A 22,559-nucleotide genomic window follows, 5' to 3' on the forward strand; every position below is an offset into this window, starting at 1 on the left:
TGCGACATTCCGAAACGGCCCGTCACAGTCCCGGCAACGTATTGACTCGAACCGACATCGTGCCCTCCGCCGAGGCGATCACGCGCAGCACGGTGGCGTCGAAGGCGATGTCGGTCAAAGCGAGGTTGTTGATGTCGGTATCGACGCGGATGCCGTTCTCGTTCTTCTGCAGCTCGGCGACCGCGGTCGCGATCTTGTCGCGGACGTTGTCGGCGAAAGGCTTGAGATCGACCACCGAACGTTCCAGCAGCGCGCGCTGCAGATGCGGCACCACGGCGCGCGCGGCGGCGCCGAGCAGGCCGAACGCCGCGTCGGATTCGACGGCGAGCTGCAGGTCCGACAGCCGCAGGATCTGCTGCGCCTGATCGACCATGGGGCGTCCCCAGATGTGCACGGTCGCGTCGGCGCCGAGGCCGAAGAAGCTCTCCTTCTCCTTGCCCTTCACCTGCAGCGAGATCAGCAGCCGGTTGCCCGAGGGCACGACGGTCGCGTGCTTCACCGTGACCGCGACCGGGCCGGAGCCGTCCTCGGGGAACGTCCGCCCGGCGAGCTGCGAGTCGACGAGCTTGCTGAGCTCGGTGAACGGGACGTCGATCGGAACCGCGACGTTGATGGCGCCGGCGGTGGGTGGAATGATCGTGATCTTGTCCGGGAACGGACACTCCGGCTTGGTCTCGGCGGCCGTGACCCGGGTCTCCGCTTCGATTCCCATGGTGACGCTGACGGCGTTGGCATCGATCGCGGGCTGCGCGGCCAGCGCCCGTGTCGGCTTGATCTCGAGCCAGACCGCGGGCAGTCCCGGCGTGGTGCCCTGAAGCGGCACCGAGCGGCAGGCGCGGGCCCACTGCGCCTGCGCCACGCGCCGCACGGTCGGGTCCTTGCGCAGCCTGTCGCTGAGCGCGCTGAGCTGGTCGTTGACGGTCTTGTCGATGACCGGCTTCATCTGCGCGGGCACGTTGACGCGGGCGCCGGCGACGGTCAGCGCGGTGTCGCCGAGATTGACCTGGGCGGTGAAGTTCGGCTCGACATACCAGGCGGCGGCCAGCCGCGGCCGCATCGCGATCAGCACGTTGCCCTTGATGTCGGCGGTAGCGTTCAGATTCTTGATGTTGATGCCGCCGATCTGCTTGGCCGCATCCGAGCCTAGCAGGCCGCCGATGGCGTCGCCGAGCGCGCCGGTTGCTTTGGCGGACAGCGATCCGGTGACGTTCAGCCGGCCCGAGAGCGGCGTCGCCAGCGACAGAGTGTCCTGGGTGCCGGTGGCGGCGATGGCGCCGCGGGTGACGGTCCAGCCGATGTCGGCATTCTGCAGGATCTGGTTGACGGGATTGTCGGCCTTGCCGGCGAAATTGCGCGGCGTGGCCTTTTCGGCGGCGTCGCGAATCGCGCCGAGCGAGATCGAGACCGGCGTCATGATGATCGAATTGCGCGTGGCCGGCGGCAGCGGCGGCAGTTGGGTCAGCTGCGGCGCCGGCGTGCTGCCCGAGAACAGAAACACCTCCACGATGATGATGCCGACCAGCACGATGGCGGCAAGGCCGGCGGCGCCGATCAAGATCAGCCGCAGCCGGGGCGGCGAGCGCCGCGGCGGAGGCTGCGTTCTCGGGGCGAGCGGATGCGGCCTGCTCTGCCAATCCGGTCGCGGTGTCGGAAGGTTCATGTCGGATCCACGGACTCCAGCTGCCACGCCGGCCCATGCCGGAAGCGGCGAGATCGCGGTTAATACAAGATTGCCGAGCTTACAGGGCCGGACGGAGGCGCGCCAGGGCAGCCCGTGACGCGGATCATCATCAATCGGCCGTGATGGTGAACGCCGACATGCGCGCAAAGAAATGACCGCCGCGGCTTTTGGGCCTCGGCGGTCCAGTCAGGGAGGATCCGGAGGAAGGAACGAGCGGCGCGGGCTAGCGTGTCATGCGGCCGAGATCGGCGCGGCGCTCCATCGGCAGCACGATCACCTTGGCGCCGACGCTGACGCGGGAATAGAGGTCGATCACGTCCTGGTTGGTCAGGCGGATGCAGCCCGACGACACATGGGTGCCGATCGTCTCCGGCGCGTTGGTGCCGTGGATGCGGTAGACGGTGCCGCCGAGATACATCGCGCGGGCGCCGAGCGGATTGCCGGGACCGCCGGCCATGTGACGCGGCAGATATGGCTGGCGTGCGATCATCTCCGGCGGCGGCGTCCAGTCCGGCCATTCCGCCTTCCTGGTCACCGACTGCACGCCCGACCAGGTGAAGCCGTCGCGGCCGACGCCGATGCCGTAGCGCATTGCCTGGCCGCTGCCGAGCACGTAGTAGAGGTACTTGTTAGGCGTATCGATCACGACCGTGCCCGGCGCCTCGCGAGTCGAATAGCTCACGACCTGGCGGCGCAGCCGCGCCGGCAACTCATAGGCGGTCGCCTCGTCCTCGCGCGGCGTGATCAGCTGCGGCGCCGTCGCCGGCGGCTCATAGGTTGCCATCGGCGGCGGCAGCAGGAAGGGGAAGGGAAGCGGGGCCGGAGGTGCGGCTTGCGTCGGCGTTGCCGCAGCGAACGTGCCGACGATCAGTGCAGCGAACAGGATGCGGGATTGGAAACCGACTGTGCCCGACGTGTACATGGACGTCCCCTTGTTTGATCGCTTGGTGCGCGCCGCTCTCGTCTCGGCCGGCGTCGTCAAAATCAGTTGCCTGTCATCATTCCTTTCGGCGCATTGACCGCGCCCGATGCTGCAACTCATAGGAGAGAAAAGTTTCGTTGCGTTTGCGCACTGCACGCAAAACGGTTTCGTCGGCTTAACCGTTTGTTTCATGACGGTTTCACGACAACGACCGCGCCGGACGGCCACGGATCGCGGGGAAAACAGCAGTTGGCGGGCAAAAAGACCCTTCGACAGTTCGATGACGTCACACGCCTGAAATAACAATGTCGGAATTTGCGGCGGTTCAGAATCGCTGCAACTTTCCGGATCGCCTTATGCGGATCTTAATCGCAACCGACGCCTGGCACCCGCAGGTCAACGGTGTCGTGCGCACGCTCACCTCGCTCGCGCGCGCGGCCACAGGCCTCGGCGCCGACATCACCTTCCTCACACCGGAAGGCTTTCCGTCGTTCGGCGTGCCGACCTATCCGGGCCTGCGGCTCGCCGTGACCAACGGCCGCGAGATTGCCCGGCGCATCGAGGCCGCAGCACCGGATGCAATCCATATCGCCACCGAAGGCACGATCGGCTGGGCGGTGCGTCGCTACTGCCTGCGCCACGGCCTGCCGTTCACGACGTCCTACACGACGCGCTTCCCGGAATATGTCTCGGTGCGCACCGGCATTCCCGATGCCGTCGGCTACTGGGTGATGCGCCGCTTCCACGACGCGGCCGCGATGACCATGGTCGCGACCAATTCGCTGAAGCAGGACCTCGCGTCGCGCGGCTTCAAGAAACTGGGCTTCTGGACCCGCGGCGTCGATACGAAACTGTTCAATCCGGATGAGCCGGTCGCGCTCGATCTGCCGCGTCCGGTGTTCATGACGGTCGGCCGCGTCGCGGTCGAGAAGAACCTCGAGGCGTTCCTGTCGCTCGACCTGCCGGGCTCGAAGGTCGTGATCGGCAACGGCCCGCAGAAGGCGGAGCTGGAGCGTCGCTTCCCCACAGCGCATTTCCTCGGCGAGAAGACCGGCAAGGACCTGACCGCGCACATGGCGGCTGCCGACGTCTTCGTGTTTCCGAGCCTGACCGATACGTTCGGCGTGGTGCAGTTGGAGTCGCTGGCCTGCGGCACGCCTGTCGCGGCCTTCCCCGTCACCGGTCCGCTCGACGTCATCGCCGATCATCCGATCGGGGCGATCGACTGGGATCTGCGCGCGGCGTGCCTGAAGGCGCTGACGATGTCGCGCGAGAGCTGCCGCGCGTTCGCGCTCGACCGCTCCTGGGAGAACAGTGCGCGCCAGTTCATCGGCAATCTCGCCGTGCTGCAGCCGTCCCGCGTCGTGCGTCCGACCCCGGTGCTGGCCGGCCAGAGCGCGGTGCGCGGCTGACGGCGGATCTTGCGTCACTCCATCAATTCCAAACCAAGTGAGATGTAACGATGGCAGAAACCATGAAGCTCGACGGCGCGCGGGAGCTCGACTTCGATCGCGAGCAGGTCGAGCAGGCCTATGATCGCTGGGCGCCGATCTACGACCTCGTGTTCGGCGGCGTGTTCGAGAAGGGCCGCAAGGCCGCGATATCAGCCACCAACAAGCTCGGCGGCCGCGTGCTCGAGGTCGGTGTCGGCACCGGCATCTCGCTGCCGCTCTATGCGCCGAATGTGCGCGTGTTCGGCACCGACATCTCCGAGGCGATGCTCGGCAAGGCGATGCGCCGCGTCGCCGACCAGCGGCTGAAGAACGTCGAGGGTCTCGCGGTGATGGACGCCGAGCAGCTCGATTTCCCCGACGACTCCTTCGACGTCGTGATGGCGCAATATGTCGTCACCGCCGTGCCGAACCCGGAGGTCGCGCTCGATGAGTTTGCCCGCGTCCTGCGCCCGGGCGGCGAATTGATCATCCTGACCCGCGTCAGCGCCGATGACGGCATGCGCCGCGTGATCGAGCAGGCGTTGCAGCCGGTCGTGCGGCGGCTCGGCTTCCGCACCGCCGAGTTCGGCTGGTCGCGCTACATGCGCTGGCTCGCCGGCGCGCAGCGCATGGAGCTGGTCGAGCGCCGCCTGATCCCGCCGCTCGGCCATTTCTCGCTGGTCCGCTTCCGCAAGCTGGAGCGTGCCGCCGCGGCCTGAGGCCGCGGCCGGCTCTCTTCCGCAGCTGCGGCGCTCTCCATAGTCCGAAACGTTTCGCCGCGTCCCATCGTGTGACATCTTGATGATGTCACACGATCTACACCGAATCCCTGTACACGACCTGCAACTCATTCTTCGGAGCAACCATGATCAAGCATTTCCTGGAGCAGCTGCGGATCCAGCGCTGGGACGACCACCGCTACTATCATCACAGCCGCATCAACCAGAGCCTCCATTTCGTCAGCGCGCTCAGCTTCATGATCGCCTATGTGATGATGGTGTTCGATCCGCTGGTCTCGGCGCTGATCGGCTGGCTGGTGTCGATGACCTCGCGCCAGGCGGGCCACTTCTTCTTCGAGCCGAAGGGCTACGATCACGTCAACCAGGCGACCCACGAGCACAAGGAAGAGATCAAGGTCGGCTACAATCTGCAGCGCAAGGTCGTGCTGATGTCGATCTGGGCCGCGGCTCCCGTGGTGCTCTATCTGCAGCCGACGCTGTTCGGCCTGCTGCCGCCCTGGACCTCGGCGATGGAGTTCGTGCGCGAGACCGCCAAGCTCTGGCTGGTGATCGGCATCGGCGGCCTGCTGTTCCGCACCATCCATTTGTTCTTCATCCGCGACGTCGAGACCGGCCTCGTCTGGATGACCAAGATCATCACCGACCCGTTCAACGATTTCATGCAGTACCGCTCGGCGCCGCTGGCGCTGCTGCGCGGCGAACTGATCGATCCCGGCCTGCATCTCATGGGTGAGACCCTCGAAGAGCAGCACGCCTGATCGGACCGAGGTGTCAGAGTTGCGCGATGCCCGGGCCGGTCCCGGGCATCGGTGTTTGTGAGGAAACGCTTGAGGTCGGACGTGAGCTATTGCGACACGCGCGGTGCGCTCCCTCTCCCGCTTGCGGGGGAGGGCTGGGGAGGGGGCAGGCTTGCTCCGCTCACCGTGAGAGCGCGTCGTGCCGCGGCCCGCGCCCGTCGGGCTCTGCGAGCCTGCCGACCTCCCCCGCAAGCGGGGGAGGCGCTGGCCTCACCGCCCGAAGGCGGCGCCGAGCATCTCCTTCAGGATCTGGCGCTTGATCGCCTTGTTGGTGAGCGTGCCGTCATTCCACCACCAGCCGTCCTGCTTCATCTTGTCGGCCGCCGTGACGAAGCGCTTGGTCACCTCGGCGAAATCGGCGTCGGTGTAGTTCAGGCTGAAGATCAAGCGACCGGTGCCGACCCAGCTCAGCGCCAGGCCCTCGGCCCGCAGGTAGTATTGCAGCATCCAATTGTAGCGCGACGGCACGGTGTACTCGACCAGCCAGATCGACTGCAGGTTGGAGACGCGCACCGGCAAATCATGCTCGGCCAGCGCGGCGTTGAGCTGCGCGGCGCGGCCGTTCCAGGTTTCATCCAGGCCGTCATAGATGGCGCGGAAGTTGGGGCTGTCGAGCCGGCTCAGGAACTCGTCCATCGCCGCCATCACGTAGGGATGCGAGTTGAAGGTGCCGCGGGCGAAGCAGATGTCGGCCGGGCGGTCGTCGCGGAAGCGGCGCATCAATTCGCGCTTGCCGCAGACGACGCCGATCGGCAGTCCGCCGCCGAGGCTCTTGCCGTAGGTGACCATGTCGGCTGTGATGCCGAAATACTCCTGTGCGCCGCCCGGAGCGAGCCGGAAGCCGAGGAAGACCTCGTCGAACAGCAGCACGATGCCGCGTTCGGTGCATACCTCGCGCAGCTGCTTCAGCCATACGGTATAGGCTTCGCGGTCGTAGCGGCCCTTGCGCGACGAATCGACCAGCGCCGAATCGCCGGGCGCGTTGCCGTTCGGATGCAGCGCCTGCAGCGGATTGACCAGGACGCAGGCGATGTCGCGCCGCGTGCGCAGGACGTGCAGCGTCCGCTCGGACATCTCGGCCAAGGTGTAGGTCTCGTGCGGGGCGATCGGATTGCCGACGCCAGGCTGCACGTCGCCCCACCAGCCGTGATAGGCGCCGGCGAACCGCACGAGATGGCTGCGGCCGGTGTGGTAGCGGGCGAGCCGCACCGCCTGCATCACCGCCTCGGTGCCGGACATGTGGAACGAGACCTCGTCCATGCCGGACAGCTCGGTCAGCCGCTTCACATTGTCGGCGACGACAGGGTGATAGAGTCCCAGCACCGGGCCGAGCGCGCTCGCGCGCCGCTCGGCCGCCGCAATGCACTCCTTGTAGAAGTCGTAGCCGAAGATGTTGACGCCGTAGGAGCCGGTGAGGTCGTAGAACACGTTGCCGTCGAGATCGGTCAGGGTCACGCCCGAGGAGGCCTGCATGAACGAGCCGGCGCCGAGCTGCTCCTTGACCAGACGGCTGTACTGGAAAGGCACGCGGTAGCTCTGGGTGAACTGCAGGTCGGAGATGCGGCTTGCGGCTTCCGCCGTCAGCGCGCGACTCTTGGCGAACTTCTCCTGGAACAGCGCGCCGAGCCGGAAGAAGCCGTCCTGGCGCTTCGTGGCGACCGCCTGCGGCGCGCCGTCAGAGCGGAAGAAGTCGTCGATCTCGAACTCATAGCGCGGGATCAGCCTGGAGATCCGGCGCGACAACTTGGAATGGCCGGCCAGCGAGCGGTGCTTGGCGCGCGACAGCTCGATGCGGGCCTTGACCTTCGGGGCCATGGCGGCCGTCACGGCAGCGCCAACGGCGAGCGATACATAAGGAATCGAGTTTTCCATCATGTCCAAAAGCGCTAACCACTCCTGCTGACAGATTCATGACAGTCAAAAGCCTGATCGCCTCCGTCACCCAACAGGAAGACCTCAACTTCCTGCTCACCAACCGCGTGCCGCGCGCCGCGCTGACCCGTTTCATGGGCTGGTTCTCCAAGATCGAGAATCCGCTGGTCCGCGACGCCTCGATCGCGCTGTGGAAGCTGTTCTCCGACCTCGATCTCTCCGAGGCCAAGGAGAACCGCTTCAAGAGCCTGCACGCCTGCTTCACGCGCGAGCTGAAGCCCGGCCTGCGGCCGTTCGATCCCGATCCTGCCATCGTCACCAGCCCGTCGGACGGCATCATCGGCGCGCACGGTCTGATCCGCGACGGCGAGCTCTATCAGATCAAGGGCGCACCCTATTCATTGCGCGAGCTCGTCGTCGATCCCGCCGTGGTCGAGACCCACCGCAACAGCTGCTTCGTCACCTTGCGTCTCACGTCGAGCATGTATCACCGCTTCCATGCGCCTTACGACATGACGCTCGAGCATGTCAGCCTGATCCATGGCGACGTCTGGAACGTCAATCCGATCGCGCTGAAGCGGGTCGAGCGGCTGTTCTGCAAGAACGAGCGCGCCGTGATCCGCACGCATCTCGCCTCGGGCGAGCCGTTCACGATCGTGCCGGTGGCGGCGATCCTGGTCGCGAGCATCCGCCTGCATGCGCTCGACCGTGTATTGAACGCGCAGACCGAGCGGCCGCTCGCCTACCCCTGTCACAACAATGTGCGCAAGGGCGACGAGCTCGGCTGGTTCGAGCACGGCTCGACCATCATCCTGCTCGCGCCGGGCGACTTCACGTTCTGTCCCAATGTCACGGAGGGCGCCCGCATTCGCGCCGGCCAGCCACTGTGGCGCAGGCGCGTCGCCGCCGGATGAATGTCGGGTCCCTGCCTGCGCAATCTCGATTTCGTCGTTGCGCAGTCCTATATCGGAGCGTTCAACTGACGAATCAGACCGCGGGAGTTGCGGTCGTTGCGGCTCGGGAGAGGCGATGGCGAGAGCGCCGATCATGGCGGCAGGTGGCATCGTGCTGCGGCGGGAACAGCCGCCGCGCATCGCGGTCGTGCGCCTGCGCAAGCGTGACGAATGGGTGCTGCCGAAAGGCAAGCTCGACGATGGCGAGACGCCCCGCGACGCCGCCAAGCGCGAGGTGCTGGAGGAGACCGGCCACAAGGTCACCGTGCATGAATTCCTCGGCACCCTGGTCTACGACACGGGCACGCGCTCCAAGGTCGTGCACTACTGGCGCATGGAAGCGGCCGGCGAGCCGTCGCAGCCGCTGATGGACGATGTCCGCGCCGTCGACTGGCTGCCGCTCGATGCGGCAGTGGGGCGGCTGTCGCGCGACCATGAGAAGACCTTCCTGGAGACCGTCGGGCCCTACGCGCTGGCAGGCCTGATCCGCAAGACCAAAGCGAAGTCCGCGCCCGAGGTGGCGGCGAAGACCGCCGCTGACAAGAAGCCGGTCGAGAAGCCCGCGGTGGAGACGGCGGCGCTCGCGGCAAAGCCTGCAACGGCCAGGAAGCGCCGCAGCCGGATCGTAGAGCAGCCCGCCCCGGCGCCGGAGATCGCCGACCTCGCGATCGACGTGCAGGGCGAGCAGCCCGCCGAAGCCGTGCTTGCGGCTGCGGCGCCCGGCCTCGATCAATCCGAACCGATCGTCTTGGAGACGACGGCTATGTCGGTGGAGGCGGACCTAGCCCCGCTGCCGGCCGAACCCGTAGCGATGGAACGCGAGCCCGCCGACCTCGAGCGCATCGAAGCGGTCGCCGCCGCGATCAAGTCGCTGCTGCCCACCCCGGTCGCGCCGGATGCCGATGTGAGCCGCCAAAGTGAGGACGGGCTTGATCCCGGCGCTGAGGCCATGCCGCCTGAGGATGCGGCCGCCGTCGATGACGAGGCGCAGGACGGACCGCGCCGCCGCAGCCTGGCGGAGAAAATGCGGGCGTGGCTCGGCCGCGCCGCTTGAGCCGGACGGCGACGCGACCGACCAGGCGGTTGTACCGTCCGCCCTTTGCACGTGCTGGCCTGGGCAAGTCCCGCGGGCCGCTGCTGAAAAATTGTTGCGAACCATTGGCGCCATCGCGGGTTGATGCGGGTCCGTCAATGGAGACCCCGCATGAGCGCGTCGCGCGAGAATGCCTTACCCCTTTCCAGGCCTGCGCCTCTGTCCGTCACGCTTCAGATCAACGGCGAATTGCGTACTTTGCCGGTGGCGCCCTGGACCACGCTGCTCGATCTCCTGCGCAACCACCTCGATCTCACCGGCACCAAGAAGGGCTGCGATCACGGCCAGTGCGGCGCCTGCACCGTGCTGATCGACGGCCGCCGCGTGCTCTCCTGCCTGACGCTCGCGGTCATGAAGGATGGCGCCGAGATCACGACCATCGAGGGACTCGCCAAGGGCGATGACCTGCACCCGCTGCAGCAGGCCTTCATCGATCACGACGCCTTCCAATGCGGCTATTGCACGCCGGGCCAGATCTGCTCGGCGGCCGGCCTGATCGCCGAGGGCAGGGCGAAGACGAAGGAGGAGATCCGCGAGCTGATGAGCGGCAACATCTGCCGTTGCGGCGCCTATCCGAACATCGTCGGCGCCATCGAACAGGCGATGGGAGGAGGACGATGAACAATTTCGACTATGCCCGCGCGAGCGATGTCGCCGAGGCCGTCAAGCTCAAGGCGGCGGTACCGGAAGCCAGGTTCATCGCCGGCGGCACCAACCTGATCGACCTGATGAAGTATCACGTCGAGCAGCCGCGTCAGCTGATCGACATCAGCCGCCTGCCGTTGACGAAGGTGGAGGAGACGAGCGCCGGCGGCGTCAGGATCGGCGCGCTGGTGCCGAACAGCACGCTGGCCTATCACCCGGTCATCGAGAGCCGCTATCCGCTGCTGGCGAGCGCGATCCTCGCCGGCGCCTCGGCGCAACTGCGCAACATGGCCTCGACCGGCGGCAACCTGCTGCAGCGGACACGTTGCGCCTATTTCTACGACGTCGCCACGCCCTGCAACAAGCGCACGCCCGGCGCCGGCTGCTCGGCCATCGATGGCCTCAACCGAGGCCACGCCATCCTCGGCACCAGCGCCGACTGCATCGCGACCCATCCCTCCGACATGTGCGTCGCGCTGGCCGCGCTCGGCGCCACGGTGCATGTTACAGGCGCCTCCAGCGAGCGCCTCATCGCCTTCGCCGATTTCCACCGGCTGCCTGGCGACCGTCCGGATCTCGACAACACGCTGCGTGCCGACGAGATCATCACCGCGATCGAGCTGCCGCCGCGGGGCTTTGCTTCGAATCACAGCTATCTGAAGATCCGCGACCGCCTGTCCTATGCGTTCGCGCTGGTCTCAGTTGCCGCTGCGCTCGCGCTCGACGGCGGCCAGATCCGCGAAGCGCGATTGGCGCTCGGTGGTGTCGCCCACAAGCCGTGGCGCAACCAGGCTGCCGAGGAGGCGCTGCGCGGGCAGGCGCCGGATCCCCAGACATTCGGCCGCGCCGCGGACATTCTGCTCAAGGAGGCCCAAAGCTCCGGGCACAACGCCTTCAAGATCCCGCTCGCGCGCCGCGCCATCGTCCGCACCCTGACCCAGGCCGCGAACGCAACGCCCCAGATTCAAGCCATCAAGACCATCCGGTGATGTCATGACAGCTCACATCGGCACTGCCACCTCCCGCGTCGACGGCCGCGCCAAGGTCACCGGTGTCGCCAAATATGCCGCCGAGTTCACCGCGCCCGATCTCGCCTTCGGCGTCGTGGTCAGTTCCACCATTCCGCGGGGGCGGATCATGCGCATCGATACCAGCCGCGCGCTGGCGGTTGACGGCGTCATCGACGTGCTGACTCACGCCAACCGGGTCAGCATGGCGGACAAGGATGACGACTATCGCGACGAGGTCGCGCCGGAGGACGGCTCGCCCTATCGCCCGCTCTACGATGACAGAGTGCATTTCAACTACCAGCCGGTCGCGCTGGTCGTGGCCGAGGACGAGGACACCGCACGCTTCGCCGCAACGCTGGTCGAGATCGACTATGAGGTCGAGAGATTCGCGACGGACCTGCATGCGCGGCGCGAGCAGGCGTTCAAGGTCGACAAGCCGGTCAAGCCGCGCGGCGACGCGGCAAAGGCGCTCGCCGGCGCAGCCGTGCGTCACCATGCCGACTATGGCGTGCCGATCGAATATCACAACCCGATGGAGCTCTATGCGTCGACCGTGCTCTGGCGCGAGGGCGGCAAGCTCGTGGTCTACGACAAGACCCAGGGCGTCCAGAACGTGCAGCGCTATGTCTGCAGCGTTTTCCGATTGAAGGAGGACGACGTCCAGGTGATGTCGCCATTCGTCGGCGGCGCGTTCGGCTCCGGCCTGCGCCCGCAATACCAGGTGGTGCTCGCGGCCATGGCGGCGCTGAAGCTGAAGCGCGCGGTGCGCGTCGTGCTCAGCCGTGCCCAGATGTATGGCTTGTGCTATCGTCCGGCGACGATCGAGCGGCTGGCGCTCGGCGCCCGTGAGGACGGCACGCTGGCGGCGCTGACGCATGAAGCCATCGCAATGACCTCGCAGCACGAGGCGTTCTCGCGCAACGACATCGGCTGGGGCGAGGTGCTCTACACCTCCGTCACTTCGCGCGCGACGCATCGGCTCGCCAGGCTCGACGTGCCGACGCCGGGCGACATGCGCGCGCCCGGCGCCGCCAGCGGCGTCTACGGTCTCGAATGCGCGATGGACGAGCTCGCCGTCGCGCTCAAGATGGATCCGCTCGAATTGCGCCTGCGCTGCTATTCCGATCGGGATCAGGACAAGGATCTGCCGTTCTCCAGCAAGCGGCTGAAGGAGTGCTATCAGCAGGGCGCCGGGGCCTTCGGCTGGTCGAAGCGCAGCCCGGAACCGAGTTCGATGCGTGACGGCCGAGAACTCGTCGGCTGGGGGATGGCGAGCGGGGCCTGGGAGGCCTTGCAGATGCCGTTCGCGACGCGGATCGTGATGACGGCCAACGGACATGTCGAGGTGTCGAGCGCGACCTCCGATATCGGAACCGGAACCTACACGATCATGGCGCAGGTTGCCGCCGACATGCTCGGCGTGCCGCTCGACAGCATCAATGTGAAGCTCGGCGACTCCACGCTGCCGAAGGCGCCGGTGGAGGGCGGCTCATGGACCGCAGCCTCGATCTCGCATGCGATCGTCAACGCCGCTGATGATATCCGGGCGGAGCTTTTGAAGATCGCGCACACCGTCCCGGGCTCGCCGTTGCAGGGGCTTGAGGCCGACGAGGTGACGCTCGCGGATGGCGCGATCGTTGCCATCGCGGATCGCAATCGTTCGGTGCCCATGGCCGACGTCATGCGCCATGGCGGCATGGACCGGATCGAAAAGGAGCGCGGCTCGGAGTTCGAGGACGACGACAAGCACGCGCACAACACGCATTCGGCCGTTTTCGCCGAGGTGAAGATCGACGAGGAGCTCGGCGTCGTCAGGGTGACGCGCATCGTCAATGCCGTCGCCGCCGGGCGCATCCTCAACACCAAGACGGCTTCGAGCCAGATCATGGGCGGGGTCGTCATGGGCATCGGCATGGCGTTGCACGAGGAAGCCCAGATCGACCAGCGCTTCGGGCGCATCATGAACGCCAATATCGCCGAGTATCACATGCCGGTGAATGCCGACGTTCACGATATCAAGGTGATCTTCGTCGACGAGGAGGATCGCATCATCAACAAGATGGGCATCAAGGGCGTCGGCGAGATCGGCATCGTCGGCGTCGCCGCGGCGATCGCCAACGCGGTCTATCACGCCACCGGCAAGCGTATTCGGGATTTGCCGATCACATTGGACAAGGTCGTGGGGTGAGCCGGTCTCGCCCCCGACAGCCGACGGCTGTCAGGGGTCTCGGGGAAGATCCCAGAACGGCTCCAACTGTGAGGCCAATGTTAGTGAATGTGCGTCACGACCATTGTCGTGTCCCGCGCTGGCGGGCATCCGGCTCGGCGGCACTGTCGTGACCAATGCCGTGGGGTACTGGCTTCCCGCGGGACGATGGCGTGTGTCGTCGGCGATGTGATTGCTTGACCGCGGCCGTTGCCAGGGCCAGATTGCTGGACGATCAGAACAGATCGCTCTGCAGTGTGGCCGTTCATCATGCTCTCCGATCTGGCTGCACTGGCGGCTGCTTTCAGCATCGCCGTCAGCAACCTCATTGCGCCGTCGGCCGTTCGCCAACTCGGTCCCGTCAGGTTCAACGCGATCCGTCTCGCAGCGGCGCTCCTCACCATGCTGGCCCTGGTGACGCTGCAAGGCCGCTGGGCCGCGCCGCCGGGGGATCAGCTGCTGATGCTGGCTGCATCGAGCCTGCTCGGGGTCGTCGTCGCCGACTCCTGCTTCTATGCTGCACTGGCGCGACTGGGGCCACGCCTGACGGCCGTCGTCTATGCCAGCTGGGCTGCATTTGCGGCCGTGCTCGGCTATTTGTGGCTTGGTGAAGCACTGTCGGCGATCAAGATCATGGGAGTAGGGTGTATCGTCGGCGGCGTGTCCGTCGCAATCATCTTCAGGCAGCCTGGCACCATCGCCCAGGAGACACACGGCTCGCTGCGCGTGGGGCTCGTGTTCGGTCTCGCGGCGGCGCTGTTCGCAGCGGCGGCTGTCCTGATCGCGCGTCCCGTGATGGCTGCCGGCCTCGACCCGGCGTTGGCCACGTCCATTCGTGCCGCGATCGGATTGGCAGCCTTGCTCACTTTGTCCGCCGTTCCGGGTTTCCGCAACTCGGCCGCGGTGGATAGATCAATCGTCATCCGATCGGCGCTCAGCGGTGTGCTCGGGATGGGCATCGGCATGACGCTCGTCTTGTTTGCTCTGACGAGCCGGCCCGTTGGAATCGTTTCTAGCCTGTCGTCGACGACGCCCGTCATGATCCTGCCGCTGCTGTGGTGGCACACCGGGCGAAGGCCCGCGCCGGCGGCCTGGCTGGGCGCCGTGCTGGCCGTAGCAGGCGTCATCGCCATCACCAGCGGCGTGTGCCACGCACACGCTCGCCGCACTCTCTCCTTGGTTGGTGCCGTTTCGAAACATCTCTCCATGCTTCCGCCCCACGCCGTCCGAAATCTCGGAGAAGGATGCGCCGCCCGCGAGAGGGCGATGATCGTTGGCGTGAGGCGGGAGAAGCATGGTCGAGATCGACGTCGCGGCTTTCGTGAGATCCTGTGCCCCCGCCACCATCCGCCTGACGATGCTGTGCGCGGCGCTCGGCCTGTCGGGCTGCGCCACGGCGCAGATGACGCAGAGCGGTGCGCTCGCATCCTATCAGTCGCTGGCGGAATCGAACGGCCTGCTCGCCAAGTCGCAGCTCAACGTCGACAAGGACAATGTGCTCGCGGCCCAGACCGTGCGTATCATGCCGACGTCCTTCTCGGGGCAGGCCGGCGCGGTGCTGACGGACCAGCAGCGGCAGCTCGTCGCCAATGCGGTCGACCGCGCGCTGTGTCTCAATTTGAGCGAACGCTTCACGGTCGTGGCGCCCAATCAGAGGGCTGATCTGATGACGCGCACCTTCATCACCCAGGCGACGCCCACCGATCCGGTCGCCGCCGGCGCGTCGAAGGTCGTATCGGCCGTGCCCGGCGCGCTCGGCGTTCCCGTCCCGGTGCCGCGGCTGCCGATCGGGCTCGGCAGTCTCACGATCGAGGCGGAAGCGCTCGACCGCAAGGGCCGGCAGCAGGCCGCGATGGTGTGGGCGCGCGGCGCCAACTCGTTCACCAACTCGCCGGTGCTGTCGCAGGCCGGCGATGCCTACGATCTGGCGGGCTCATTCAGCGCCGATTTCGGCCAGATGCTCGTGACCGGCGAGACCCCGTTCGGCAAGCCACTGAGGCTGCCGTCGATCGAACGCATCGGCGCGGCACTCGGCGGCAAGCCCAAGAACGCGGCGTGTGAGGCGTTCGGCAGGGACCCCGGGCTCATCGGCATGGTCGCCAACCGTCTGGGCGCACCTCCGGAATGGGTCGACAAGGGGGCTGTCCCGAGCGACGCCCAGGCAAGCACGCAGATGGCGAAGCAGTAGCGGCCATCTGCATCCGCATTCCGTGGCGAAGCAGGACGCGGCCCGATGCGGCCGCACCGGAAAAGCGCCGACGCGATGTGACGCTGGCCCGCCTCGGATCGGCGCGGCCGGAGCGCGCTACTCCGCCGCCTCGCTCTTGCCCTCGATCAGCAGCACGTCGAGGCTCTCGATTTCCTGCATCGCGCGGCCGGCGATGCCCTGGAGGTCGCCGTAGAGGCCCGCCGTCGAATCCAGCACGCCGCGCAGTTGCTCCTCGCGCTTGGCCCAGAGACGCATCATCGTCTTGCGCTCGCGATCGAGATCCGACTGCATCTCGGTGAAGCGCTCGACGATGGCGTCGATGCGGTGACGGAAGCGCGGCCCGGTGAGATAGGCGTAGACCATCTCCATCTTGGTCTGCTGGCCCTCCTGCGCGAGCTTGCTGCAGGCGACGTCGATCAGCGACTGGCGCAGCGCCTGCGACAGCGGCAGCGCGAAGCGCGGCTCGGCGACCCAGACGCCGTCGATCAGGTCGAAGCCGTCGACCCCCTTGGGCAGCGCGGTGGAGACGATCAGCGCGATGTCCGCCTTCGCCGCGCGCAGATCATCGCGCAGCTTCACCAGCCAGCCGTCGCTCCAGTTCTTGGTGCGCTTGGATTCCCACAGGATCGCGCCGCAGGCCTGGCCACCGGGGCCGACCACGCGATGGATCACGTCGCCACCGAACTCGCCCTTCGGCACCGGCTCGACCAGGTCGCGGGGAAAGCGCGCGCGCAGCTGTGACTCCAGCTCGATTTCCAGTGCCTCGCCCTGCAGCTGCTGCGAGCCCTGCTCGGCCTTGCGGCGGAGTTCCTCGATCTGGCGCTGCATGCCGGCGATCTGGGTCTCCTTCTCGGCGACCTTGGCCTTCAGCGCGTCCTCGGCTTCGAGGCGGGCCTTGTCTCGGACGGAGACGAGGCTTTCCTGCACCTTGGTCTCGATGGTGAGGTCGAGCTCGCGGCGGGCCTCGTCGAGCTCGCGCTGCTTGCGCATCATCTCGGCCTGGGCCTTCTGCGCGTCGGCGAGCTTGGCGTCCTTGCTGACGATGGCTTCGTGCAGCTCGGCGAGCTGGCGGTCGCGATTGCCCATCTCATCGGCCACCGCCCGCCGCGCCTTCTCGGCTTCGGCTTGCGCGATCGCGGTGCGCTCGGCCTTCAGCTTGGCGGCGACCTGCTGGTCGATCGCAGCCTTGGCCTGCGCGATCTGCTCCTGCGCGGCCCTGAGCTGTGCCTCGCGGCGGCCGAAATCGGCTTCCTTGGCCTGAAGCTGCTTCTCGAACTGCCGGCGCGTCTCCGCGATCAGGGGCGCTGCGAGCTGCTCGGTCAGCTTGATCTCGGTGCGGCAGGAGGGGCAGACGATCTGGGGATCGGTCATGATTCGCATTCTTCCATGAGGACCGAATCTACCCGGCCGCCGCGCGGGCTTTAACCCACGCGGGCGGTTTATCCCACGCAATTATCCGCGATTCACGCCCCGTGCGGGGCGGTCTCGGCCGCCGCGGTGGCGTCCGGCGTCTTGATCCGGAACCAGGCGACGTAGAGCGCCGGCAGGAACAGCAGGGTCAGCACGGTGCCGACGATGATGCCGCCCATCATCGCATAGGCCATCGGACCCCAGAATACTTCGCGCGCGATCGGGATCAGCGCCAGCGAGGCCGCGGCTGCTGTCAGCATGATCGGCCGCATGCGGTGCTCGGTCGCCTCCATGACGGCCTCCCATGGCGGGCGGCCTTCGTCGCGCAGATGCTCGATCTGCACGATCAGGATCACCGAGTTACGGATCAGGATGCCGATCAGCGCGAGCACGCCGAGGATGGCGACGAAGCCGAGCGGCGCACCGCTCGGCAGCAGCGCCGCGACGACGCCGATCAAGGCCAGCGGCGCGACCGCGAACACCAGGAACAGGCGCTGGAAGCTCTGCAACTGCAGCATCAGGATCGTGGCCATGGTGAACAGCATGATCGGAACGACCGCGATGATCGGCGCCTGGCTCTTGGCGCTCTCCTCGACGCTGCCGCCGGTGACGACCTGATAGCCGGCCGGAAGCCTGGCGTTGAACGCCGCAAGGGCGGGCTTGAGCTGATCGACCACCGTGTTCGGCTGTACCTGATCGATGACGCTGGCCTTCAGGGTCAGCGTGGGCTGCCGCGAGCGGCGCCAGATCTCGGGCTGCTCGATCTGGTAGCGCAAGGTCGCCAGCGCCGCGAGCGGGATCGACTGGCCGTTCGAGCCCGACAGCTGCAGGTCGCGCAGGGTCTCCAGCGATTGCCGCTCCTTGGCCTGGGCGCGGCCGCGCACGTCGATCAGATAGATGTCGTCGCGCACCTGGGTGATCGAGGTGCCGTCGAGCACGCCGTTCAACGCGTTGGCGATGTCGGAGGACGTGACGCCGAGCTGGCGGGCCTTGTCCTGCAGGACGTCGACCTTCACGACGCGCGCCGGCTCCATCCAGTCGAAGATGACGGCGCCGAGATGGCTGTTGCCGCGCATGACGCCGGCGAATTCCTGCGCAGTCTCGCGCACCTTGGCGACATCAGGCCCGCTGACACGGTACTGCACGGGGCGGCCGACCGGCGGGCCGATGTCGAGCAGGTGCACATAGGCGTCGGTGCCGGGGAACGTCTTGGTGAGATAGGCCTGCAGCTTGGCGCGGGCGCGGTCACGCGCCTCGAGGCTCTTGGTGACGATGATGATCTGGCCGAACGAGACGTCGGCGGGCTGCACGTCGAACGACAGCACGAAGCGCTGCGCGCCGGAGCCGACATAGGTCGACCAGTGGTCGATGTCGGGATCGCCCTTCAGCGCCTCCTGTTCGAACTTCGCCATCTGCGCGTTGGTCTCGGCGATCGAGGAATTCTGCGGCAGGTTGAAGTCGATCACCAGCTCGGTGCGGTCGGAGGAGGGGAAGAACTGCTGCTGCACGAAGCGCATGCCGAACACCGACAGGCCGAAGATCAGGACCGTGGCGACGATCGTGGTCCAGCGGTTGCGCATGCAGGCATTGAGCATGGCGCGAAATATCCGCGTCAGCCGGCCGCCTTCGGCATGGTGACTCGGCAAGGTCGCGGGCAGGATGGTGACGCCGAGCAGCGGCGCAAACAGCACGGCCACGATCCAGGACACGACGAGCGACACGGCGATCACCACGAACAGCGTGAAGGTGAACTCGCCGGCGGCGCTGCTGTTGAGGCCGATCGGAATGAAGCCGGCGACCGTCACCAGCGTGCCCGTCAGCATCGGGAACGCCGTCGAGGTGTAGACGTAGGTCGCGGCCTTGCGCAAGGAGTCGCCCACCTCGAGCCGCGCCACCATCATCTCGACCGCGATCATGGCGTCGTCGACCAGCAGGCCGAGCGCGATGATCAGCGCGCCCAGCGAGATGCGCTGCAGCGAGATGCCGGTGTAGGCCATGAACAGGAAGGTGATCGCGAGCACCAGCGGAATCGAGATCGCGACCACGAGGCCGGCGCGGACGCCGAGGCTGACGAAGCTGATCGCGAGCACGATGATGACGGCTTCGTACAGCGCCTTGGTGAAGCCGCCGACCGCTTCCTCGACGATCTTGGGCTGGTCCGAGACCAGATGCACGCCGACGCCGACCGGCAGATCGGCCACGACCTTGGTCATCTCCTCTTTCAGCGCCTCGCCGAAATCGAGCAGGTTGGCGCCGGCCTTCATGCCGATGGCAAGCCCGATCGCGGGCTGGCCGTTGAAGCGGAACAGCGAGGTTGGCGGATCCTCGTAGCCGCGGGTGATGGTGGCGACGTCGGTGAGCGGGAAGAAACGGTCGTTGATGCGCAGGTTGATCGCCTTGAGGCTCTCCTCGGAGGTGAACTGGCCGGAGACGCGTACCGCGACCCGCTCGGGGCCGGCCTGCAGCACGCCGGACGGCGACACCGCATTCTGCGCTTGCAGCGCGTTGAGGATGGTGCGCTGGTCGATGCCCAGCGCGGCGACCTTGCGTGGCGAGAATTCGAGATAGATCACCTCGTTCTGCGCGCCGACGATGTCGACGCGGCCGACATTGGGCACGGTCAGCACCTTGGCGCGGACCTCCTCGACGCGGTCGCGCAACTGGCGCTGGCTGAGGCCATCGCTGGTGAAGGCGTAGATGTTGCCGAACACATCACCGAAGCGGTCATTGAATCCTGGCCCGACGACGCCGGACGGAAAGTCGCCCTTGATGTCGTTGATCAGGTTGCGCACCTGCAGCCAGGTCGGGACGACGTCGCGCGCCTTGGTCGTGTCGCGCAGGTTGACGAACACCGTGGTCTGGCCGGGCACGGTCAGGCTCTTGGTGTAGTCGAGCGCCGGCAGCTCCTCGAGCTTCTTCTCGATGCGGTCGGTGACCTGCCGCGTCATCTCCTCGGCGGAGGCGCCGGGCCATTTGGCCTGGATCAGCATCGTCTTGATGGTGAAGGACGGATCCTCCTCGCGGCCGAGATGCACGTAGGAGAAGAGGCCCGCAGCCATGAAGGCGATCATGAAATACCAGACGAGCGAGCGGTGCTCGAGCGCCCAGTCGGAGAGGTTGAAGGACTTCACGGCTGAGATTCCTGATCGATGCGGACGGACTGGCCATCCTTGAGACTGTGCACGCCGGCGGTGACGACACGCTGCCCGGGTTCGAGGCCGCCGGTGACGCGGATGCTGCCGTCCTCGTTGCGGGCGACCATGATCTCCTGGCGCTTGACGTAGTTGTTGGCGTCATCCACCAGCCAGACGAAGCTCTTGCCGTCCTGCTCCAGGATCGCCGTCGACGGCAATCGGATGACGGTCCGTTGCTCGGTGTTCACGGTCGCGGTGACGGTGGTGCCGAGCCGCATGGTTTCGGGCGGGTTGTCGAGCGTGATGCGGACGCGACGCGTGCGCGTCGTGGCGTCGGCGCGCGGCGCGATCTCGCGGACCTTCGCGGTCGTGCTGATGGTCGGATCGACCTGCAGCCGCACCGTGAACGGCGTACCGACCTGCAGCGCGCCCGCAATGTCGTCGCCGACGTCGATGACCGCCTCGCGAATGTCGGGCCGCGCCACCGTGACCACGCTTTGGCCGGGCGAGACGACCTGTCCGACTTCCGCGCCGACGGCCGTGACGATGCCGGCGAAATCGGCCTTGAGCTGGGCGTAGCCGAGCTGCTCGCGCGCCTTGGCGAGGTTGGATTGCGCCTTGATCACGGAGGCCTGGGCGGCCGCACGCGACTGCTCGGCGCTCTCCAGCGTCGCCTTGGTGGTGGCGTCGGTTTCCAGCAGGGTGCGCTGCCGGCCCTCGGTGCCGGTCGCGTTGGTGAGTTGCGCCTGGCTGCGCGAGACCTCGGCGGCCGAGGCGCGCACGGCGAGTTCGAGCGCGGCGGGATCGATCGCCGCCACGACCTGGTCCTGTTTGACCATGTCGCCGACATAGACGGGCCGCGCGATCAGGCGTCCGAGCACGCGGAAGCTGAGATCGGCCTTGTAGCGCGGCTCGATCGTGCCGGTGACCGTCGAGACATTGGCCGTCTGCCGTTCGACCTTCATCGACAGCACCGGCCGGACCGGCTCGGGAGCGGCGGCCTTCTCGTTGCAGCCGGCGAGCAGAGCGAGCGCGCCGAGCGGAAGAACACAGCGCATCGGCGTCATCACGACCGCTTCTCCTCGTTGAATGTGATCTGTTGGCCGACGCTGAGCAGCTTGCCGCCGTCGGTCACGACGCGATCCCCCGGTCGAAGCCCGGCCGACACCACGATCGCGCCGGTCTCATAGTCCTCGATCGTGATCGGCTTCAGCGACACGGTCTTGTCGCCGCCGTCGACCAGCCAGACCGCCGGCGTCTTGCCGGCGGCGGTCAGCGCGCTCCACGGCAGCACGATGCGCTGCTCCGGCTTGATGAAGCCGGTGGCGCTGACGGCGCTGCCGAGGGTCATCTCTGGCGGCGGATTCTCGATCGCGATCTTGACGCGGACGGTGCCCGACTTCGGATCGATGGTCGGCGAGACCTCGCGTACGGTGCCCTTGGCCGTGACCGAGGGATCCGACAGCAGCGCCAGCGCGACCTTGCTGTCGTCGAATTTGAGCGACAGCGCGGCTTCGTAGACGTCGATGACCGCGTCGCGGTCGCCGTCATGCGCGAGCGTGAACACGGACTGCGCGGCCTGGGCGACCTGCCCGACCTCGATGTTGCGCGCGGTGATGGTGCCGTCCGCGTCGGCGCGGAGCTCGGTGTAGGTCAGGGCGTCCTTGGCGGTGTCGCGCTGGGCCTTGGCGGCCTCCAGCGATCCCTCCGCCGTGCGCAGCGTCTCCTGGGCCTGGTCGAAGGTCGCGCGCGTCGTGAAGCCGCTCGTGATCAGCGTCTGCTGGCGGTTGAAATTGGAGGTTGCGACCTTTACCTGCGACTCCGCGGCCGCCACGGCGGCCTCCGCGGAATCGAGATCGGCCTGCTGCTCGGCCGGATCGATCCTGGCGAGCAACTGGCCGGCCTTGACGTGCGCGCCGACCTCGACGAGCCGCTCGGTGACGCGGCCGCTGACCCTGAACGACAGGTCTGCGAGCACCCGCGCCTGCACGTCACCGGTCAGCGTGATCGATTGCCGGCGCTCCGACAGCTTGACCACCTCGGTCCGCACCATCCGGGACGGCGGAGCGGTTGCGGCCGTCTTCTGCTCGCAGCCGGCCAGCAGCAGGCCGACGGCAGCGCAGCCGGCCGCGGCCAGCAGGCGTGAGCCCGGTGCCCGAAGGAAAGAGGATCCTGTGAATGGAGACATGGTCGTATCTTCGGTCCGGTTGGGTGGTGGCGATCATTCCCGTCCTGCCGCGCAAGCACGCAGGGACCGGAAAGCACCTGTTGGTCGTCAGCAGCCCGCAAAACCCGCCCGCCGTTGCAGGCAAGCAGGTTCACGCGAAAGTTGAACACCGTCCTCTTGACAGTGCGTGAATTAGACAATCAAATCTAGAATAATTCGTCTAGTAACATTCTCGTGGCGGTTTCGAATTCCCCCTGTGCGGGTTGCCCGGGCGCTCCCGTTGGGAC

Annotated in this window: 16 protein-coding genes and 1 pseudogene; 10 read left to right on the plus strand and 7 right to left on the minus strand. The window is 66.9% G+C overall.

All coding sequences use genetic code 11. The features are described 5' to 3' along the window. Positions 1 to 22: 22 nt before the first annotated feature. Both QX010_RS04370 and QX010_RS04375 read right to left on the minus strand, forming a co-directional pair. Positions 23 to 1,660 (minus strand): DUF4403 family protein, encoded by a 1,638-nt coding sequence (locus QX010_RS04370; protein WP_315804380.1) that lies wholly within the window; start codon positions 1,658 to 1,660, stop codon positions 23 to 25. A 244-nt stretch (positions 1,661 to 1,904) separates the two neighbouring features. Then, complete coding sequence (locus QX010_RS04375; RefSeq protein ID WP_316177864.1) at positions 1,905 to 2,603, minus strand: L,D-transpeptidase; 699 nt, start codon at positions 2,601 to 2,603, stop codon at positions 1,905 to 1,907. A gap of 356 nt (positions 2,604 to 2,959) precedes the next feature. Between QX010_RS04375 and QX010_RS04380 the strand changes: the two genes are divergently transcribed. From QX010_RS04380 to QX010_RS04390, 3 genes are all read left to right on the plus strand, one after another. Beyond that, positions 2,960 to 4,015 carry a glycosyltransferase family 1 protein gene (locus tag QX010_RS04380; protein ID WP_316177866.1) on the plus strand — a complete coding sequence of 352 codons (1,056 nt, stop codon included), beginning with the start codon at positions 2,960 to 2,962 and terminating at the stop codon, positions 4,013 to 4,015. 50 nt (positions 4,016 to 4,065) lie between these two features. Beyond that, entirely contained in the window at positions 4,066 to 4,755 is a 690-nt protein-coding gene (locus tag QX010_RS04385; protein ID WP_316177867.1) for a class I SAM-dependent methyltransferase, read from the plus strand. A gap of 146 nt (positions 4,756 to 4,901) precedes the next feature. Further along, positions 4,902 to 5,534: a hypothetical protein gene (locus QX010_RS04390; RefSeq protein WP_316177869.1), complete on the plus strand. Its 633-nt coding sequence runs from the start codon at positions 4,902 to 4,904 to the stop codon at positions 5,532 to 5,534. A gap of 249 nt (positions 5,535 to 5,783) precedes the next feature. Here the strand turns inward: QX010_RS04390 and QX010_RS04395 are convergent, their stop codons facing one another. Further along, positions 5,784 to 7,448 (minus strand): aminotransferase class III-fold pyridoxal phosphate-dependent enzyme, encoded by a 1,665-nt coding sequence (locus QX010_RS04395; protein WP_410051924.1) that lies wholly within the window; start codon positions 7,446 to 7,448, stop codon positions 5,784 to 5,786. 35 nt (positions 7,449 to 7,483) lie between these two features. Here QX010_RS04395 and asd point away from each other — a divergent pair, with 35 nt between their 5' ends. The 7 genes and pseudogenes from asd (at position 7,484) to QX010_RS04430 (ending at position 15,540) form a co-directional block, all read left to right on the plus strand. Next, positions 7,484 to 8,359: an archaetidylserine decarboxylase gene (gene asd / locus QX010_RS04400; protein WP_316177872.1), complete on the plus strand. Its 876-nt coding sequence runs from the start codon at positions 7,484 to 7,486 to the stop codon at positions 8,357 to 8,359. A 115-nt stretch (positions 8,360 to 8,474) separates the two neighbouring features. Continuing rightward, complete coding sequence (locus QX010_RS04405; protein ID WP_315804386.1) at positions 8,475 to 9,452, plus strand: NUDIX hydrolase; 978 nt, start codon at positions 8,475 to 8,477, stop codon at positions 9,450 to 9,452. 150 nt (positions 9,453 to 9,602) lie between these two features. Next, entirely contained in the window at positions 9,603 to 10,112 is a 510-nt protein-coding gene (locus QX010_RS04410; RefSeq protein WP_316177874.1) for a (2Fe-2S)-binding protein, read from the plus strand. Further along, positions 10,109 to 11,125 carry a xanthine dehydrogenase family protein subunit M gene (locus QX010_RS04415; RefSeq protein WP_315804388.1) on the plus strand — a complete coding sequence of 339 codons (1,017 nt, stop codon included), beginning with the start codon at positions 10,109 to 10,111 and terminating at the stop codon, positions 11,123 to 11,125. Before QX010_RS04410 ends, QX010_RS04415 begins: the two co-directional genes overlap by 4 nt. Before the next feature lie 4 nt (positions 11,126 to 11,129). Beyond that, a complete protein-coding gene (locus QX010_RS04420) occupies positions 11,130 to 13,334 on the plus strand; it encodes a xanthine dehydrogenase family protein molybdopterin-binding subunit (RefSeq protein WP_316177877.1) in 2,205 nt (734 codons plus the stop codon). 288 nt (positions 13,335 to 13,622) lie between these two features. Continuing rightward, positions 13,623 to 14,429: pseudogene (locus QX010_RS04425) on the plus strand (EamA family transporter); the annotation flags it as partial. A 217-nt stretch (positions 14,430 to 14,646) separates the two neighbouring features. Beyond that, positions 14,647 to 15,540, plus strand: a complete 894-nt coding sequence (locus tag QX010_RS04430) for a DUF3313 domain-containing protein (protein ID WP_316177878.1) — start codon at positions 14,647 to 14,649, stop codon at positions 15,538 to 15,540. Between the two features lie 117 nt (positions 15,541 to 15,657). Here the strand turns inward: QX010_RS04430 and QX010_RS04435 are convergent, their stop codons facing one another. The 4 genes from QX010_RS04435 to QX010_RS04450 all read right to left on the minus strand — a co-directional run bounded on the left by QX010_RS04435 (position 15,658) and on the right by QX010_RS04450 (position 22,293). Further along, complete coding sequence (locus tag QX010_RS04435) at positions 15,658 to 16,932, minus strand: DUF2130 domain-containing protein (protein ID WP_316177880.1); 1,275 nt, start codon at positions 16,930 to 16,932, stop codon at positions 15,658 to 15,660. 92 nt (positions 16,933 to 17,024) lie between these two features. Next, positions 17,025 to 20,102 carry an efflux RND transporter permease subunit gene (locus QX010_RS04440; protein ID WP_316177881.1) on the minus strand — a complete coding sequence of 1,026 codons (3,078 nt, stop codon included), beginning with the start codon at positions 20,100 to 20,102 and terminating at the stop codon, positions 17,025 to 17,027. After that, a complete protein-coding gene (locus QX010_RS04445) occupies positions 20,099 to 21,175 on the minus strand; it encodes an efflux RND transporter periplasmic adaptor subunit (protein WP_316177883.1) in 1,077 nt (358 codons plus the stop codon). Before QX010_RS04445 ends, QX010_RS04440 begins: the two co-directional genes overlap by 4 nt. Then, a complete protein-coding gene (locus QX010_RS04450) occupies positions 21,172 to 22,293 on the minus strand; it encodes an efflux RND transporter periplasmic adaptor subunit (RefSeq protein WP_316177885.1) in 1,122 nt (373 codons plus the stop codon). The genes QX010_RS04445 and QX010_RS04450 overlap by 4 nt, the downstream gene beginning before the upstream one ends. Between the last annotated feature and the right edge of the window lie 266 nt (positions 22,294 to 22,559).

Origin of the sequence: Bradyrhizobium sp. SZCCHNRI1009, assembly GCF_032487575.1 — a bacterium.
Classification (GTDB): domain Bacteria; phylum Pseudomonadota; class Alphaproteobacteria; order Rhizobiales; family Xanthobacteraceae; genus Bradyrhizobium.

Excerpts from the sequence above, each read along its gene's own strand:
- QX010_RS04370 (WP_315804380.1), bottom strand. The coding sequence starts at position 1,660 with ATGAACCTTCCGACACCGCGACCGGATTGGCAGAGCAGGCCGCATCCG.
- QX010_RS04385 (WP_316177867.1), top strand. The coding sequence starts at position 4,066 with ATGGCAGAAACCATGAAGCTCGACGGCGCGCGGGAGCTCGACTTCGAT.
- QX010_RS04415 (WP_315804388.1), top strand. The coding sequence starts at position 10,109 with ATGAACAATTTCGACTATGCCCGCGCGAGCGATGTCGCCGAGGCCGTC.
- asd (WP_316177872.1), top strand. The coding sequence starts at position 7,484 with ATGACAGTCAAAAGCCTGATCGCCTCCGTCACCCAACAGGAAGACCTC.
- QX010_RS04390 (WP_316177869.1), top strand. The coding sequence starts at position 4,902 with ATGATCAAGCATTTCCTGGAGCAGCTGCGGATCCAGCGCTGGGACGAC.
- QX010_RS04430 (WP_316177878.1), top strand. The coding sequence starts at position 14,647 with ATGGTCGAGATCGACGTCGCGGCTTTCGTGAGATCCTGTGCCCCCGCC.
- QX010_RS04435 (WP_316177880.1), bottom strand. The coding sequence starts at position 16,932 with ATGACCGATCCCCAGATCGTCTGCCCCTCCTGCCGCACCGAGATCAAG.
- QX010_RS04410 (WP_316177874.1), top strand. The coding sequence starts at position 9,603 with ATGAGCGCGTCGCGCGAGAATGCCTTACCCCTTTCCAGGCCTGCGCCT.
- QX010_RS04450 (WP_316177885.1), bottom strand. The coding sequence starts at position 22,293 with ATGTCTCCATTCACAGGATCCTCTTTCCTTCGGGCACCGGGCTCACGC.
- QX010_RS04420 (WP_316177877.1), top strand. The coding sequence starts at position 11,130 with ATGACAGCTCACATCGGCACTGCCACCTCCCGCGTCGACGGCCGCGCC.
- QX010_RS04395 (WP_410051924.1), bottom strand. The coding sequence starts at position 7,448 with ATGATGGAAAACTCGATTCCTTATGTATCGCTCGCCGTTGGCGCTGCC.
- QX010_RS04375 (WP_316177864.1), bottom strand. The coding sequence starts at position 2,603 with ATGTACACGTCGGGCACAGTCGGTTTCCAATCCCGCATCCTGTTCGCT.
- QX010_RS04380 (WP_316177866.1), top strand. The coding sequence starts at position 2,960 with ATGCGGATCTTAATCGCAACCGACGCCTGGCACCCGCAGGTCAACGGT.
- QX010_RS04405 (WP_315804386.1), top strand. The coding sequence starts at position 8,475 with ATGGCGAGAGCGCCGATCATGGCGGCAGGTGGCATCGTGCTGCGGCGG.